At 71.8% G+C, this 15,807-nt stretch carries 15 protein-coding genes and 1 pseudogene; 2 read left to right on the forward strand and 14 right to left on the reverse strand.

Features of this window, described 5'->3' with window-relative positions:
* Positions 1–32 precede the first annotated feature (32 nt).
* From E6R18_RS24070 to E6R18_RS24115, 10 genes are all read right to left on the reverse strand, one after another.
* On the reverse strand, positions 33–431 hold the full coding sequence (locus tag E6R18_RS24070) for a cell division protein SepF (protein WP_136205326.1): 399 nt from the start codon (positions 429–431) through the stop codon (positions 33–35).
* A 104-nt stretch (positions 432–535) separates the two neighbouring features.
* Positions 536–1,810: a cytochrome P450 gene (locus E6R18_RS24075; RefSeq protein ID WP_136318991.1), complete on the reverse strand. Its 1,275-nt coding sequence runs from the start codon at positions 1,808–1,810 to the stop codon at positions 536–538.
* Positions 1,807–2,421, reverse strand: a complete 615-nt coding sequence (locus E6R18_RS24080; protein ID WP_136318992.1) for an ATP/GTP-binding protein — start codon at positions 2,419–2,421, stop codon at positions 1,807–1,809. Before E6R18_RS24080 ends, E6R18_RS24075 begins: the two co-directional genes overlap by 4 nt.
* Complete coding sequence (locus E6R18_RS24085; RefSeq protein WP_136318993.1) at positions 2,399–2,752, reverse strand: DUF742 domain-containing protein; 354 nt, start codon at positions 2,750–2,752, stop codon at positions 2,399–2,401. Before E6R18_RS24085 ends, E6R18_RS24080 begins: the two co-directional genes overlap by 23 nt.
* Positions 2,749–3,174 carry a roadblock/LC7 domain-containing protein gene (locus tag E6R18_RS24090; RefSeq protein ID WP_136318994.1) on the reverse strand — a complete coding sequence of 142 codons (426 nt, stop codon included), beginning with the start codon at positions 3,172–3,174 and terminating at the stop codon, positions 2,749–2,751. The genes E6R18_RS24085 and E6R18_RS24090 overlap by 4 nt, the downstream gene beginning before the upstream one ends.
* Positions 3,171–4,529 carry an ATP-binding protein gene (locus E6R18_RS24095; protein WP_136318995.1) on the reverse strand — a complete coding sequence of 453 codons (1,359 nt, stop codon included), beginning with the start codon at positions 4,527–4,529 and terminating at the stop codon, positions 3,171–3,173. Before E6R18_RS24095 ends, E6R18_RS24090 begins: the two co-directional genes overlap by 4 nt.
* Before the next feature lie 62 nt (positions 4,530–4,591).
* Positions 4,592–5,590: an MBL fold metallo-hydrolase gene (locus E6R18_RS24100; RefSeq protein ID WP_136318996.1), complete on the reverse strand. Its 999-nt coding sequence runs from the start codon at positions 5,588–5,590 to the stop codon at positions 4,592–4,594.
* Between the two features lie 329 nt (positions 5,591–5,919).
* Positions 5,920–7,095: a ricin-type beta-trefoil lectin domain protein gene (locus E6R18_RS24105; RefSeq protein ID WP_240799839.1), complete on the reverse strand. Its 1,176-nt coding sequence runs from the start codon at positions 7,093–7,095 to the stop codon at positions 5,920–5,922.
* Between the two features lie 96 nt (positions 7,096–7,191).
* The gene (locus E6R18_RS24110) at positions 7,192–8,367 is read right to left on the reverse strand and encodes a Gfo/Idh/MocA family oxidoreductase (protein WP_136318997.1); all 1,176 of its coding nucleotides are present in this window, start codon (positions 8,365–8,367) and stop codon (positions 7,192–7,194) included.
* Positions 8,368–8,683: 316 nt separating this feature from the next.
* Entirely contained in the window at positions 8,684–9,484 is an 801-nt protein-coding gene (locus E6R18_RS24115) for a DeoR/GlpR family DNA-binding transcription regulator (RefSeq protein ID WP_136318998.1), read from the reverse strand.
* Positions 9,485–9,670: 186 nt separating this feature from the next.
* Here E6R18_RS24115 and E6R18_RS24120 point away from each other — a divergent pair, with 186 nt between their 5' ends.
* On the forward strand, positions 9,671–10,555 hold the full coding sequence (locus tag E6R18_RS24120) for a sugar isomerase (protein WP_136318999.1): 885 nt from the start codon (positions 9,671–9,673) through the stop codon (positions 10,553–10,555).
* 93 nt (positions 10,556–10,648) lie between these two features.
* On the opposite strand, the gene E6R18_RS24125 is transcribed toward E6R18_RS24120, so the two are convergent.
* The 4 genes from E6R18_RS24125 to E6R18_RS24140 form a co-directional block, all read right to left on the reverse strand.
* Positions 10,649–11,200, reverse strand: coding sequence for a hypothetical protein (locus E6R18_RS24125; RefSeq protein WP_136319000.1), 552 nt, complete (start codon positions 11,198–11,200; stop codon positions 10,649–10,651).
* A 106-nt stretch (positions 11,201–11,306) separates the two neighbouring features.
* A complete protein-coding gene (locus E6R18_RS24130) occupies positions 11,307–14,030 on the reverse strand; it encodes a cellulose binding domain-containing protein (RefSeq protein WP_346765001.1) in 2,724 nt (907 codons plus the stop codon).
* Between the two features lie 267 nt (positions 14,031–14,297).
* Positions 14,298–14,699 carry a zinc ribbon domain-containing protein gene (locus tag E6R18_RS24135; RefSeq protein ID WP_136319002.1) on the reverse strand — a complete coding sequence of 134 codons (402 nt, stop codon included), beginning with the start codon at positions 14,697–14,699 and terminating at the stop codon, positions 14,298–14,300.
* Between the two features lie 130 nt (positions 14,700–14,829).
* Positions 14,830–15,582: a TetR family transcriptional regulator gene (locus E6R18_RS24140; protein ID WP_136319003.1), complete on the reverse strand. Its 753-nt coding sequence runs from the start codon at positions 15,580–15,582 to the stop codon at positions 14,830–14,832.
* Positions 15,583–15,691: 109 nt separating this feature from the next.
* Here E6R18_RS24140 and E6R18_RS24145 point away from each other — a divergent pair.
* Positions 15,692–15,807, forward strand: a pseudogene (locus E6R18_RS24145) (electron transfer flavoprotein subunit beta); the annotation flags it as partial.

A 15,807-nucleotide genomic window follows, 5' to 3' on the forward strand; every position in this document is an offset into this window, starting at 1 on the left:
GCGGACCGGGACGGCACCCTCTCGTACCGGCTCTACGCGCCCGGTACCCCCGCAGCCGTGGTGCCCTCGACCTCCATGCCGACGGGCGACAGCAGGAAGACGTTGCGGTCCACCCGGTGCATCCCGCTGCCGAGGCCGAAGACGACACCGCTGGTGAAGTCCAGGACGCGCTTGGCCACATCGCCCTCCGCGCTCGTCAGGTCGAGCAGCACCGGCACCTGGGCGACCAGGTATTCGGCGACCTCGCGGGCGTCGGCGAACACCTGGACCCGCAGCACCACCATGCGCCGCTGCTCGGCGCTCTCGCCCTCGTCCGGGAGGGTGTGGTGATCCACCCGGGAGGGCCACTCGTTGCGGCTGCGCAGCGGTACGACCTGGGCCAGCCCCTCCCACTGCTCGTCCGTGACGTCGTACCTGTCGTACCTGCTCACCGGACCACCCCGTCCGCACATCGGTCGGCGTTGTGCCGGCTGCGCTCACTGTTCATCGGGCGATTGTCCCCTCCCTCACCCGTTCGGCCTACGAGCGACACGGCTCAGGAATCGACCGACCCCGCCGGAATCATGTCCGAAGGGCCCGCGGAGGCGGCGGACGGGCTCGCGGTCACCGTGGTGTCGAGAGGGGTGAACCGGATCGGCAGGTGCGCCAGCGCGCGGTGGAACGGGCCCGGCCGCCAGAGCAGTTCGGCGGCCGGCACGGCGAGCTCCGCGTCGCACAGGAGGCTGGTGACCTGCTCGATGGCCGTCATCGCGATGAGCAGGGCGGGTTGCTTGGCGGGGCACCGGTGGGGCCCGGCCGACCAGGACAGGTGGGCGCTGGCCCCGGAGCGGACCCCGTCGTCGGAGACGGGCGGCGCGGACTGGGTGTTGGCGGCCGCGTAGGAGACGAGGACGAGTTGTCCGGCGCGCAGCCGCACCCCGTGGAACTCGGTGTCGTGGCGCGGGTAGTGGGCCGCCAGGTTGGCGAGCGGCGGGTCGCGCCACAGCACCTCGTTGATCGCCTCGTGGGCCGTCATCGCGCCGCCGTGCAGCGATCCCGCGTACCGCTCGTCGGTGAGCATGTGGAGGATCGAGTTGCCGATCAGGTTGGTCATGGGGTCGTTGCCCGCGCTCATCACCAGGGAGATCTGACGCACGGTCTCGTCGTTGTCGAGCCCGGCCGGGTGGGCCAGGAAGTACGAGGTCAGGTCGCGGCGCGGCCTCGCGCGCCGGTCTGCGACGAGGCGGGTGACGACGTCGATGAGGTCGGCGTACGCGGCGGCGGCGTCCTCGGCCGAGTTCATCATCCCGGCGATCCCGTCGACGATGCGCTCGCCGTCCTCGGGGTCGGCGCCGAACCAGGTGACGAAGATGTGCATCGGCAGGCGCCGGGCGTACTGGGCGATGAGGTCGCCGCTTCCGGTGGCGGCGAACCTGCCGATCAGCTGCCGGGCGACGCGGGCCACCTCGGCGCGCAGTACGTGCGGTTCGATCAGGGCCAGGCTGTCGTTGATGGCCTGGCGGTAGCGGGCGTGCACCGCGCCGTCGCTGAACAGTGCGGTGGGGCGGTGGCCGAGCACGGGCAGCACCGGCGAGTCCGGCGGAATGGTCGCCTGCCAGGCGCGCGGGTCCTTGCTGAAGGTGTGGGTGTCGCGCAGCAGGTCGATGGCGGCCTGGTAGTCGGTGACGAGCATCGCCTCGACGTCGGGGGCGATCCGCACCGGTGCGAGCGGGCCGTGCTCGCGCAGGGCGCGGTAGTGGCCCTGCGGGTCGGCCGCGAAGGCGGGGCCGAACAGCGCGAGGGGCCGCGGCGGCGGCGCGTACGTGGTCATGAGGCGTCCTCGGGCCGCGGCATGCGGGTCAGCACGTGTTCGGCCAGTGCGATCAGGGCGTCGATGCTGCCGCGGCGCTCGCGCGCGTCGCACTGGATCAGCGGGGTCGCGTCGTCCAGGTCGAGGTGCTTGCGCAGGACCTCGTCGCTGTGCGCGGGGGCGTCGGGGAAACGGTTCACCGCGACGGCGTACGGCAGGCCCTGCTCCTCGACCATGTCCATGACGGCGAAGGAGTCGGCGAGCCGCCGGGTGTCGACCAGGACGAGCGCGCCGAGCGCGCCCCGGGCGATGTCCTCCCACAGCGGCAGGAACCGCTCCTGTCCGGGCGTGCCGAACATGTAGAGCACCAGGTCGTCCGGGACGGTCAGGCGCCCGAAGTCGATGGCGACCGTGGTGGTGGTCTTCTCGGGGAGCCCGGCGGTGGAGTCGATCCGCGTACTGGACTGGGTCATCGCCTCTTCGGTGTGGAGCGTGGCGATCTCCGACAGCGTACGGATCAGGGTCGTCTTGCCCACGCCGAAGGGACCCGTGACGACGAGTTTCATCAGGGTCCGGGCGGCGGCCGGCAGATAGCCGACGCCGGTCCGGTCAGGGCAGGGAGCGGAGTCCAACGAGCAGCCTCTCGACGAGCGACCGGTCGATCTCCCCGGCACTGGGTATCGGCGGTCGGGTGAGCAGAAGTCCGGTGGCCGCGAGGTCCGTGGCCAGGAAGACGGTGGCGCTGACCGGCAGGTCCAGGTGGGCCGCGCACTCGACGACGGTGAGCGCGCCCGGTTCCAGCAGGGCGCAGAGCCTGCGCGCCTGCGATCCGGCGTCGTCGGGCACGGGGGCGTCGGTGCGCACGAGGACGGCGAGCCGGTCGAGCGCGGGGCCGGCGGGCCGGGTCCGGCCGCCGGTGACCAGATAGGCGGGGATCAGGCGGCGTGCTGGGCCGGGGGTCATGGCCGGGCGGCGGTGTCCGGCTCGCGGGCGGCTGCGTGCATCGCCCGGGTGAGCGCGGTGACCTGCACCTGCATCTGATAGGCGATGTCGCCGAGTTTGGCGCCGGGTTCGGCGAACAGGGCGAGCGTCGTGTTGCGTCCCGCCGGTACGACGATGGCGAAGCCCAGGTCCGATTCCACGACGGTCTGGGCCAGTTGCGGGGCCTCGACGTCGGTGAAGGCGGTCGTGAAGGCTCGCGCCGCGGCGTGCAGCGTGGCGGTCATCGCGGCGACCCGTTCGCCGGAGGCCCGGTCGAGGCCGGGCGACGCGCCTTCGACAAGGCCGTCACCGGTGGCGACCACGGCGTGCTGGACTCCGGGCAGTTCCAGCAGCGGGGTCAGCACCCATGCGAGGTCGCCTGAGGTGGGACTGGGGGCGCTCACGTCTCGTCGTCTCCTTGGTCGTCCTGGTGGTCGTGGGCGCCGGTGTCCGGTGCGGGGTTCCGCCCGGTGACGCTCCTGCCGTTGAGGGTGCCCTGCTGGAGGGCCGCCCAGGAAGCCCCGGCCGCTTCCGGTGTACGGGGCACCTGCCCGGCGGACGGCTCGGGAGCCTTGGCGGCGGCCGTCGCGGGCGTACGGCGCGGTGCGCGCCGGCGCCGGCTGGGCAGCCCCGAGGGCTCGGCCGGGCTCTGCGCGGGCGTCCCGGCTCCGGTGCGGGCCGCGGCGGCCGGCTCCGCCGGGGCGGCGGCCGATACGGGCGCCGGGGCGAGGGCGGAGAGGTCGCGGTCCTCGTCCAGCACGGTCAGCAGGTGGGCCGGGACGCGCAGCATCGTGCGCATCCCGCCGAACGGGGACGCCTCGATGTGGCAGTGGAAGCCGTACTGCACGACGAGGCGGCCGACGACCGCGAAGCCGGTCTGCGGCGGGTCGCCCAGCTCGGTCAGGAGCACCTCTGAGGGGCCGGCGAGCAGGGCCCGGGCCCGCTCCAGCGCGTCCTCGTCCATGCCGATGCCCGCGTCGTCCACCACCAGGAACGCGCCGCGGCCACCGCTCTGCTGGATGGTGACCTGGACGTCGGTGTCGGGGTGGGAGTACGCGGTGGCGTTGGCCAGCAGTTCGGCGAGGGCGATCGCGAGGGGTTCGGCGGCCCGGGCGGCGAGCGCGAGCCGTTCGTCGCGCAGGTGGTTGGCGACCTTGATCCGCTCGTAGCCGGCGACCCGCGACTGGGCGCCGAGCACGATCTCGACCAGCGGTGAGTTCTGCCGGGCGAGGCCGGGCCAGGCGTCGCAGAGCACGGCGGTGGCCTGGGTGCGGCGCAGCGCCAGTTCGTTGCGGAAGTCGAGCTGGAGGATGCGCGGGTCGTCGTACTCGTGCTGGAGCTCGTGCAGCAGTTGCTGGGACTGGTTCAGCAGGGACTGGATCTTGGCCGATGTGCCGCGCATCGCGGCGCGGGCCGCCGCGTCGACGCGGCCGCGCTCCTCCAGGACGGCGGTGCGCGCGGCCTGGACGGCCTCGGTGAGCAGGAGGGCGGCGCCGCCGTCGACCTCGGCCGCCTCGCGCAGTCCGGGGACGGTGGCGCTCGGGTGGGAGAGGGCGAGGGCGGCGGCGGGTATCCGCCTGCGCGCGAGCTGCCGGATCTCGTCCAGGAGGGCGGCGGTGCGGGCCTCGGCGGCCTTCGCCTGGCGCTCGGCGAGTTCGGCGCGGGTCGCGGCCTGCTGTTCGAAGAGGCCGGCCCGGTAGGCGCGGGAGGCCGCCGCCACCGCGACGACGACGGCGACCACTGCCACGATCCATGCCATGCCGCTACCGCGTTTCTGTCGTCGGGTCGGTCCGCGGGCGGGCGCGGCGCGGGACCGCGAGGTCAGCCGGCTCTGCCTGCCGTCTCACGGGCCTGCTCCACTTCTTCCGCGACGGTGGCGACGTCGGTCATGACCTCGACCACGCTGCGCCGTTCGGAACCGTCGAGCTGCCGGTACTCGCTGCCGATGGTCACCACCAGCCGCTCGGGCAGCCCCAGGCCGGGGTGACGCCCCTCGGCGATGACCCGGCGGGCCGCGTCGATGGACGGCACACCGGCGGCGTGGAAGGCGTGGGCGCGCTCGCGGATGTACTCGAGGTAGCCGATGTGCTCCCGCACTCCAGCCCGGTCGAGCAGGGGGCCGTGGCCCGGGACGACGGTCTCGGCGCCGGTGGCCAGCACCTGTTCGCAGGCGCCGATGATGTTGCTCAGCGGGCCTTCCCAGTGGATCGGGTGGTCGCCGGGCTGCTCCGGGGACGACGAGAAGATGATGTCGCCGCTGAACACGACGGACTGGGCGGGCAGGTGGACCATCAGGTCGCCGGTGGTGTGCGCCGGCGCGAGCGAGGTGATCTGCACCGGGTAGTCGCCGAGGCTCAGTTCGAGTTCGCCGGTGAAGTAGGTGGTGGGGCTGACCGGTTCGGTCTGCGACCAGTCGAACGGGCCGAAGTGCCGTCCGAGGTAGGCGCCGAGCGGGGTGGACCGGTCGCCGCCGGTGACGAGCGCGTGCTGCTGCTGCGGCGAGGGCTCGTAGTGGATGTGCTCCCTGGCCTCGCGCGTCACGATGATCTCGGCGTCCGGGAGCACGCCCGCGCCCCAGAAGTGGTCGCCGTTGGCATGCGTGACGATCACGCGGTCGATGGAGACCCCGGCGGGCAGCCGCTTGGTGCTCTCGGCGAGGAACTGGCCCGCGAGGACCGGATCGTACGGGGTGTCGATCCAGAGCGCGCCACGGGGCGAGACCAGTAGGCCGCAGTTGGCCAGCCCCCAACCACGCTTCGGCGGGAGCCATGCGTACAGGCCCCGGCCCAGGTCAACGACGTGCCCAACCGTGATCGACATGGACGCGATTATGCCGACCACTTTCCGGCCGTGCGTTCGAACCCTGCCATCTGGACGCGTGATTGGCGCAAAACAGCCCTTGACCAGCCTCCGAGGTCACTGGCCGGTGACCGTACGAGAGCGTGCGGGTCCGTCATCGTACGGAATGTATGGCGATACAACGGGAGAAAGCGGGCGGGGCTGACTGCTTCGGTCACCGGTACGCGACAGGCCGCCGTCAAACCGGAAGAGGCCGATTACCCACCGAGCATGGCTGAAAACAGCCACTGCGCAGCTCCCCGGCGGGACCGCGTGGGGCGGCCCGCCGGGGAGTTGTGACTCAGGTGCGCCTAGTAGGTCGCGGGGACGTTCCACTGCTGGTTGGCGCTGCCGGAGCAGTCCCACAGGATCAGCGCGGTGCCGTCCGAGGTGTCACCGCCGGGGACGTCGAGGCAGCGGCCGGACGCCTTGTTGACGAGGGTGTGCGCGCTCGTGCTGTACGTCCACTGCCGGGCCGCGTCCGTGACGGCCCCGCCCGCCCCCGTGCCGGCGCAGTCGCGCACCCGTACGGCCGCCCCGTTGCCGGTGCCTTCGGCGGTCAGGCAGTAGTCGGACGGCAGTCGCAGCGAGCCGTCTGCCGCCCGTACCCATGCCTGGTTCGCGCCACCCGAGCAGGGGAAGAGGTCGGCCACCGTCCCGTCCGTGACGCCCCCGAGGGCGTCCAGGCACTTTCCGGCCTGCCCGGTCACCGCGCCGCGCGCCGAGTTGCCGATCGCGAGGTTCTGGACCGTGGAGTCGGCGGCGACATCGGTCCGGGTCATCGACGCGCAGGCGTTGTCGCTGTGGGACGTCCCCGAGACCGAGGCGGTGACCGTACCGCCGTTGCCGGTCGGCACCCCGAACCGGGCGTCGCTGAAGGGCTGGTCGTAGCAGGTGGCGCGGGAGTCGTTCCACTCGAAGTACTCGGTCCAGTCGACCATGCCGCGCGGCGAGATGGCGGTGGCCGGGGTCTTGATGGAGCCGAGCTTGTACGAGGCGCCGGTGGCGGTGTCCGCGACGGTGGCGCCGAACCAGCCGTCGCCCTCGGCGGCGACCTCGAACGTGTAGCGGTGGCCGGCGGTCCAGTCGAGGTTCATCCGGCAGCTCATGCCCTCGCCCTCGCCGCCGAAGGCGAGGCACCAGCTCCCGTCGGAGCCGGTCTTCGCCTCGGAGACGTCCCAGACGGAGAACAGGAGCGTCCGCTTCGAGCCGCCGTCGGACTGCATCCCGAGGTAGGCGCCGTTGCCCTTGTCGAAGCCGAACTGATGGCTCCAGAAGACGTCGGCCCGGTAACCGGGGTCGTGCTGGACGGTGGTGGACCAGGTGACGTCGGTCAGGACCGGGGCGCCCGAGAAGGCGTAGTCGGTGTAGGTGCCGGGAGTCGTGCCGGGCCCCGCGGCCTGGGTGGGGGGTGCCGTGCCGAGCAGCGCGAGAGCGGCTGCCGCGGCGGTGGCGGTGGCGGTGCTGAACAAGTGGCGCAGTCTCATGCGGTGCACCTGCTTCTGATGGGGGGAAGGGGATCCGTGCTCCTGCCCGGAGCAGGGCCGTGGGGGCCCCGCTCCGGCCTTTCCCGGTCAGATCCCTCAGGAACGGACCTGGCCGCGTTCGAAGTACGCGACCAGCTCCGGGTCGAGGGCGGGCACCTCGTGGGGCGCACCGCCCTCGCGCAGGGAGCGGGTCGCGAGGACACCGGCGGCGACGCTCATCCGGGCGGCGACCGGGGAGGTGTCGGTGACGCCCCCGTCACGCACGAACCGGCAGAACTCCTCCATGACCCGGCCGTCACCGCCGCCGTGGGAGCCCTTGGCCTCCGGGACGCGGTAGGTGATGTCGGCGTCGGCGCGGTAGCCGCTGGGGCCGGTGTTCCAGACCTTGACCTCGTCACCGGGGCCGTCGCCGAAGTTCTCCAGCCGGCCCTCGGTACCGATGACCGTGTAGTTGCGCCAGTAGTCGGGGGTGAAGTGGCACTGCTGGTAGGCGGCCACGACCCCGTTGTCCAGCTGCATGTTCATCACCGAGACGTCCTCGACGTCCACGATGTGGTGCAGGTCCTTTCGGGCCGTGGGCGGCCAGTCGAACTCGCGCAGCCAGTTGTCGGGGCGCGGGGTGTCCGGCTCGCGGCGCGGCAGGCCGCCGTAGACGAGCAGGTCGCCCAGCGCGTTGACGCGCCGCGTGTAGCCGCCGGCCAGCCAGTGCAGCACGTCGATGTCGTGGGCGGCCTTCTGGAGGAGCAGCCCGGTGGTGCGGGTCCGGTCGGCGTGCCAGTCCTTGAAGTAGTAGTCGCCGCCGTAGCCGACGAAGTGCCGTACCCAGACGGCCTTGGGCTCGCCGATGTCGCCGCGCGCGATGATGTCGCGCATCAGCCTGACGACGCCCGTGTGGCGCATGTTGTGGCCGACGTAGAGCCGGGTCCCGGTCTCGTACGCGGCGCGCAGGATGGCGTCGCAGCTCTCGACGGTGATGCCGAGGGGCTTCTCGACGAAGACCGCCTTGCCGGCGCGCAGGGCGTCGACGGCGATGGCCTCGTGGGTGTCGTCCGGGGTGGCGACGATGAGCGCGTCCAGGTCGTCCCGGCCGAGGAGGAGCTTGTAGTCCTCGACGGCGATCTCGGCGCCGAAGCGCTCGGCCTCGCGCCGGCGCACCTCCGGGTCGAGGTCGCAGACGGCGGTGATCGCCGATCCCTTTCCGGGGTGGTGGGCCGACGTCGCGATGGACCGGCGCAGGCCGAGCCCGATGACACCGAGTCGCAGGTCTGACACGGGAGTCCCTTCTAGGCGGTGCGGGTCGTGCGGGCGGAGACCACTTACCGGCGAGCGACGCCTCACACTCGGCTTGCCGGCGAGCGACACCTCGGACTCGGCGCGACTGGACGTAGGCGCCCAGGGGGCCACCGCCGCTACGCGGCGACATACACATAGTTCACGACCGCGCACGCGGATGGCAAGAGTTGTTCATTTCTTGAGGTTAATGAACATCTACGGCCAGACAATAGCCACTTCGCGGGGCTGCGCACACAGAACGGCGGGCCGCCGCACGCGGGTGTGCGGCGGCCCGTCATGGGCGAGGAGGGGCCGGTCAGACGGCGATGACCGTGACGCCGGCCTCCGTGAAGCGGGCGGACGCCTCGGGCGCGATCCCCCGGTCGGTGACCAGGAAGTCGACCAGCGAGAGGTCGAAGACCCGCGCGAACGCCCGCTTACCGATCTTCGAGGAGTCGGCGGCGACCACCACACGCTGGGCCTGCTGCGCGAGCAGCCGGTTGATGCTGGCCTCGCCCTCGTGGTGCACGTACGCGCCCCGTTCAGTGTCGATGGCGTTGACGCCGAGGACGGCCACGTCCAGCGTGATCTCGCCCAGCACCCCACTGGCCAGCGGACCGGTCAGCTCGTACGACTGGGGCCTGGCGACCCCGCCGGTCACCACGATCTTGATCTGCGGCCGGATCACCAGCTCGTTGGCGATGTTGAGGGCGTTGGTCACGACCGTCAGCGTCGGCTGCCCGGCCACCCCTCCCGCGCCCTCGCCCACCAGGTCCGAACGGACGGCGAGCGAGCGGGCCACCTCGGTGATGGTGGTGCCGCCGGTGAGCCCGACCACCTCGCCGACCGCGACCAGTTCGGCGACGGCCCGGCCGATGGCCTGCTTCTCGGGAGCGTTGCGACCGGTCTTGTACCGCAGGGCCAGCTCGTAACTGACGCCGTGGGCGACCGCGCCGCCCCTGGTCCGGGTGAGCAGTTGCTGCTCGGCGAGTTGGTCCAGGTCCCGCCGGATGGTCGCGGCCGAGACGTCCAGCGTCTTCGCGGCGTCCTCGACGTCCACCCGGCCGTGCTTACCGACGAGTTCCAGCAGTGCGTTCCACCGGGAATCCCTGGACAAGAGACTTCTCCTCACAGGTCCGGGCTGGGTGCGCCCATCCCCTCGGGTGCGATCACCGGACAGGGCGCAAGCGTCGCACAAGGCTCCGGCGAGTCAAGCCCCCTGCAAACGGAATGCTTGATAATGCTCGCACATCGCGGATAACGTGCGTAAACGAGCATCCCATCACCAGTACGGAGTGCAAAAGTGTCATTTGTCGAGATCGAGATCGCCAGTCAGCCGGAGTGCTGGCGCCGTGCCGCGGAGCTGGCCCCGAGTCACGCGGCCGCGCTGCCCGCGCCCGGCGAGCGCGTCGCCGTGGTCGGCTGCGGCACCTCGTTCTACATGGCTCAGGCATACGCCTCGCTCCGTGAGGAGTCCGGGCAGGGCGAGACCGATGCCTTCGCCGCGTCGGAGTTCCCCGCCCGCCGCCGCTACGACCGGGTCGTGGCGCTCACCCGCTCCGGCACGACGACCGAGGTGCTCGAACTCCTCGGCCGGCTGCGTGGGACCACGCCCACGGTGGCGATCACGGCCGACCCGAAGACCCCGGTGATGACCGTCGCCGACGCGGTCGTCGTCCTCGACTTCGCCGACGAACAGTCCGTCGTGCAGACCCGGTTCGCCACCACGCTGCTGACGCTGCTGCGCGCCCACCTCGGCCTGCACACCGACGCGGTCGCCGGCGACGCGGAGAAGGCGCTCGCCGAGCCGCTGCCGGAAGGTCTCGTGGACTGCACCCAGTTCACCTTCCTCGGCAGCGGCTGGACGGCCGGTCTCGCCAACGAGGCGGCGCTGAAGATGAAGGAGGCATCGCTCTCCTGGACCGAGTCGTACGCCGCGATGGAGTACCGCCACGGCCCCATCAGCATCGCCACCGACTCCACCGCCACCTGGATGTTCGGCACCGCCCCCGAGGGCCTGCGCGAGCAGCTCCTGGAGACCGGCGCCCGCTGGGTGGAGAGCGACCTGGACCCGCTGGCCGACCTGGTCCGCGTCCAGCGCCTGGCCGTCGCCCGCGCCACGGCCCGCGGCCTCGACCCGGACAGCCCGCGCCACCTGACCCGCTCGGTGGTCCTGGCCGACGCCTGATCCCGTGGCGGACGCCGCCGAGGCGCGGCTCCGTGCCCGCGCGCGCCGGACCGGCGCGCGCGGGCAGCACGGTGACGCCTGGTCAGGGCCGGGTCAGGACTCCTCGAAGTAGGCGTCCAGGACCGCGTCGAAGCCCTCCGTCCACTCCTTGAGGTTGCTGCGGGCCGCCGCCTCGACCTCCGCGTTGAACCAGCGCCTGGTCGACAGGTGGACGGTGACCGTGAACCTGCGGCCGAAGCGGGCCGGCTTCAGTTCGACCGCGCCGATCTCGTCCCAGCCGAAGTCGGCCTGCTGGTCGTCCAGCGTGAACCGGACGCCCGCGCGGTCGGCGGAGATCGAACCGCGCCGGTCGCTCACCTCGAACGACGGTCCGTCGGCGGCCTCTTCCCCGTTCTCGTCGTTCCCGGACTCCTCGTCCTGCTCGGCCTCCTCGGCCTTCTCGTCGTCCGCCGCCGGTCCATCGACGGGCTGCGCGTCGTCGGTCGCCGGCTCGGCGGCCGCGTCGGCGGCTGCGGGCTCCTCGGCGCTCTCCGGCTCCTCCTGCGCCGTCGCGGCGGGTCGAGGGGTCGTGAGACCGGGGATGTACGCCGGGTCGGTCCCTGCGGCGTACGCGGGCTGAGTCTTCGGATCTATGCGCTGCTCCACGGCGGGCAGTATGGCCGACGAACCTGTACGGGGCCAGTAAGAGCGTGTCGAGGGGCGGGCCCGGCTGCCCGGCCCGCCCCTCACCCGCAGGTCCCCGCGCCCCGCGTCAGCCGGTGGCGCAGACCTCGTCGCCCAGCGAGAAGGCGTCCGGTGCCGCGTTGCCGCCGGTCAGCGTGCCGGTGAAGCCGAAGCCCGCCGAGGCCCCCGGCGCCACCCTGCCGTTCCAGGAGACGCTGGCGGCCGTCACCTTCGCCCCGTCCTGCGTGGGCGTCGCGTTCCACATCTGGCCGACCCGCTGCCCGTCCGGGAAGGTCCAGGCGAGCTTCCAGCCGTCCAGCTCGGCGCTGCCGGTGTTGGTGAGGGTCACATCGGCCTGGAAGCCGCCGGGCCACTCGTTGGTGACCTTGTACGTCACCGAACAGGCCGCGTCACCGGGCGGGTTGCCCGGGTCGGTGCCGGGGTCGGTTCCCGGGTCCGTACCCGGGTCCGTGCCGCCCCCGTCGCTGTCCGAGGAGTCGCCGTACATGATCCCGCGCCCGTTGGTCGAGACGTACACCCGGCCGTAGACGCGCGGGTCACCCGTGATCGAGGCGCCGATCCAGCCCCACTGGTGCGCGTCGTCGTTGATCCGGGTCCAGGTGGCACCCGCGTCGGTGGACCGGAAGACGCCGCGCACCCCGCCGATCTTCGCGGTGACGAAGAGCGTCTGGTACGAGGCTCCCGCCGCCGCCTTGCCGAAGCCGACCGAGTCCGCCTGCTCCACCCCGGTCAGCTTGGTGAAGGTCGCCCCCGAGTCGGTGGAGTGCCACAGACCGTACGCTCCCTCGGTGCTGCCGCCCGCGAGCCAGATGTCGCCCTCGGTGCCGGGCACCGCCTTGAAGCGGACGTTGCCCTCGGCGGGCAGGCCGCTGGACGCCTTCGCCGTGAAGGTCGCGCCGCCGTCCGTCGAGAGGTAGAAGGTGCCGGCCTTGTACCCGTAGAACTTCTTCGGGTTCTTCCGGTCCGACTCGACCGTCGCCCCGTCCGGTATCCCGGTGGACGCCGACCACGAACTCCCGTACCCGGTGGTGCGGTACACGCCCGTGCCCTCCGGGCTCCACACGAATCCGCTGCCGTCGGCCGCCGCCGCGACCGTGCCGCCGCCGGTCACCCCGGAGGGCTCGGAGCCCTGGAACCAGTCGGACCCGTTGTCCGTGGAGAAGCCGATGTGCGGGGCGGCGTCGGCGCTGCCGACCCGGACGACCGTGTTCGGGCTGGTCTCGGCGAAGTCGATGCTGGTGGTGGAGGTGAGGTTCGGCGAGGTGAACATCATGTCCGGCACGGCGTCGAGATCGGTGTGCCTGAAGCCCCCGATGTCACCGAGCGCGCTGAGCAGCGGGGCCCCGGACGGCGGGCTCGCCAGGTCGTTGACGGCCGTCTCCTCAAGGCCCTTCACCATGGGAGTGATCTTGAACTGGCTGCCGGAGTCCCACTTGGTGAGGTTCTCGGTGCCGTAGATCGTCGCGCCGGTGCCATACATCATCCGGTCCGAGTCGAACGGGTCGATCTCCAGCGCCTCGGTCATCCAGCCCAGCTTCGGCGTGGTCTCCGGCGGCGCCGGGCTGGCGCCCCACGTCAGCCACGGCACCGAGGAGACGTCCTGGGTGAAGCGGTCGGTGCGGTTCGGGTAGCTGCCGTAGTCCCATGCCTGGGTCCAGGTCGCCCCGCTGTCCGTGGAGCGGAAGATCTGGGTGTCCGGCCACCAGGAGCTGTACGCGGTCGCCATCACCGTGCCGGGGTGCTGCCGGTCCACGGTCAGCCCGCTGAAGCCGTAGTAGGTGTCGGCCTCGGCGACCGGGCTGACGTCCTTCCACTCGCCGGTCGCGGTGGTGTACCGCCAGATCTGCCCCTTGCCGCCGTCGTAGGGGCCGCCGGTGTCGCTGAGCGTCAGGTAGAGGTAGCCGTTCTCGGAGTCGAGTACGCCCTTGTGGGCCAGGTATCCGGTCGGCTGCCCGGCGATCCGCGACCAGGTGGTCCCGCCGTCCGTGGAGCGGTAAACGGTGTTGTCCTTGTCGGCGACCCCGACGTAGACGTCCTGGGTCGCGCTGCCCGCGCTGCCGGTGCGCTCGTCGAACGTCACCCAGACGATGCCCTGGTTGTCGTTGCCGTAGCCGCTGGTGTCGGTCGGGTCCTGGGCGTAGTCGCCCGGGTTGGGGAAGGCGGTCACCTCGGACCAGGTCGCCCCGGAGTCGGTGGACCGCCACAGGCCCTTGCCGCTGGGCGCGCCGAGGTACAGCACGGAGTTCTTGTTCGGGTCCACGGCGAGGCGCTCACCCATACCGCGGCCCGGCATGTTGCCGCCGAGCTTGAACGGCAGGGTGCTCGCCTTCCAGCTGGCGCCCCGGTCCGAGGAGCGCAGCACCGCGCCGTTGGTGGGGTCCCAGTCGTTGGTGTACGTACCCACGGCGGCGTACACGTTGTCCGGATCGACGGAGTCCGAGGCGAGGCTCACCACCCCGGTCCAGCCCCAGTGGTCCCAGTCCACCCAGTCGAGCAACGGGGTCCACCGCTTGCCCGCCTGGTCCCAGCGGTAGGCGCCGCCGATGTCGGTGCGGGCGAAGGCGAGGTTCTTCTCCGACCGGTTGAAGACGATGCCGGGGACGAAGCCGCCGCCGTCGATGCGGACGTTCTTCCAGTCGTACGTGTCCGCGGCGAGGGACACATCGGATGCCTGGGCCGTGGTAGTGGCGTCGTTGGCTCTCGCCGACGCCGGGGCACCGGCGGCGAAGAGCCCGGCGGTGAGAGTGAGTGCTGCCACCAGGGCGGCAAAGGGTCTTGCGCTTGAGCGCACGGAAACGTCCTCTCCGAACAGGACCGCCGACAACGGCGGTAAGGGCGTGAACGGATGTGGGAGCGCTCCCATTTCGCGTCCCGATGGTAGCGGCGCCACCCCGCCGGGAGAAGGGAGGACGCAAAGTTCATCGGATGACTTGGGCAGGGCCAAGCGCGGGGCCCACGGCGAGCCCCGCATACGCGTCGGTGCCGGGCGGCTTCCTCAGTGCCAGCCGGTGGAGCCGGCCGGCTTCCTCAGTACCAGCCGTGGTACCGGGCGGCTTCCTCAGTGCCAGCCGGTGGAGCCGGGCGGGTCGCAGAGTTCCAGCACCACTTCGCCGGCCTCGGAGGTCCGGCCGCCGACCGGCCGGACCCGGTCGCCGACGTTCACCAGGTGCGGGGCCGCGCCCACGATGCGGCACCGGTAGACGAAGCCCTCGGGGAAGCGGACCAGGGACTCGTTGCGCATCACCCGCGAGTAGCGGTTCACGACGTTGGAGCGCACGACGACACCGTGTCCGTCGCTGTGCTCGGATTCGAGGTCGCTCGACGCGCAGACCGGGCACAGGAGTTTGCGGAAGGAAGCCGTGCCGCACCACCGGCACACCTGGTAGACCAGCCCCTCCCGGGTGTGCGGCTGAACTGCTTCGCGGGCCGGCGGCCCCACGTCGATTCCGGTACTGAACACGTTCCGCCTCCCGCGCTCGACTCGGTGCGCCGCACCCTCGGCGACGGCACACCGGCACCGTATGGCACTTAGTTCCATGAAGTAAAGGCACTGAGTGCCGCAAGGAGGTGACGCGGCCCTCGTCGCGCCGTCACGCGCCGCCGAGCGCGGACTCGATGTGCTGCACCACGCGCCACATCGGCGCCCCCTTGCGCGCGACCATGACGATCACCTCGTCCTCGCCCGTGGAGGCGGACGTGGTGACGGGGGCGGGCTCCGGCGCCGGGGTGACGGGGCGTCCGTCCGCCTCGCCCCACACCGCGCGCACCAGCTCCAGCGCCCGGTCCACCTCCGCCCCCGCGTCGCCCTCGCCGCCCGAACGCAGCCAGGACCGCAGCCCGTTGTTGTGCGCCGCGACGACCGAGGCCGCGATCACCTCGGCGCGCAGCGCGGCGTCCGGGGCCGCGTCCGGGTCCTCGGCCCACCGCCGCTCCAGGTAGCCGGCGAGGGTCCGCTCGTAGCGGCGCACGACGGAGAGTTCGTAGGTGCGCAGTCCGGGCACCTCCCGGGTGAGCCGGTAGCGCTGCACGGAGAACTCCGGGTTCTCCGCGTACATCCGCAGCACCAGGCGCGCCGCGTCGCAGACGGTGGCGACCGGGTCGCCGTCGGCGGCCGCCGCCAGGAACGCGGTCATGTCCGCGAGGCACCGCTCGTGATCGGGGAAGACCGCGTCCTCCTTCGAGGGGAAGTAGCGGAAGAACGAGCGCCGCCCCACCCCCGCCCTCGCGACGATGTCGTCCACCGTGGTCCGCTCGAACCCGCGCTCCATGAAGAGCCCGAAGGCCGCCTCGGCGAGCACGTCACGCATGGGGGGCTTCTTGGCCGGTCCACGGTCATCGGTCATGCCGGAAACGTAACACCGGAACCACCCCGCCGACACTGGGTACCTTTACGAAGGGTACTGAGTGCCATAGGATTCCCGCAGGACACCACCAGGTACAGGGAGAGCCGGCGTGAGCTTGAGGATCGTTGTCTGTGTGAAGTACGTGCCCGACGCGACCGGTGACCGGCATTTCGCCGATGACCTGACGTTGGATCGTGAGGATGTCGACGGTCTGCTGTCGGAGCT

Source organism: Streptomyces sp. A1277 (assembly GCF_004795015.1).
In the GTDB taxonomy this organism is placed as follows: domain Bacteria; phylum Actinomycetota; class Actinomycetes; order Streptomycetales; family Streptomycetaceae; genus Streptomyces.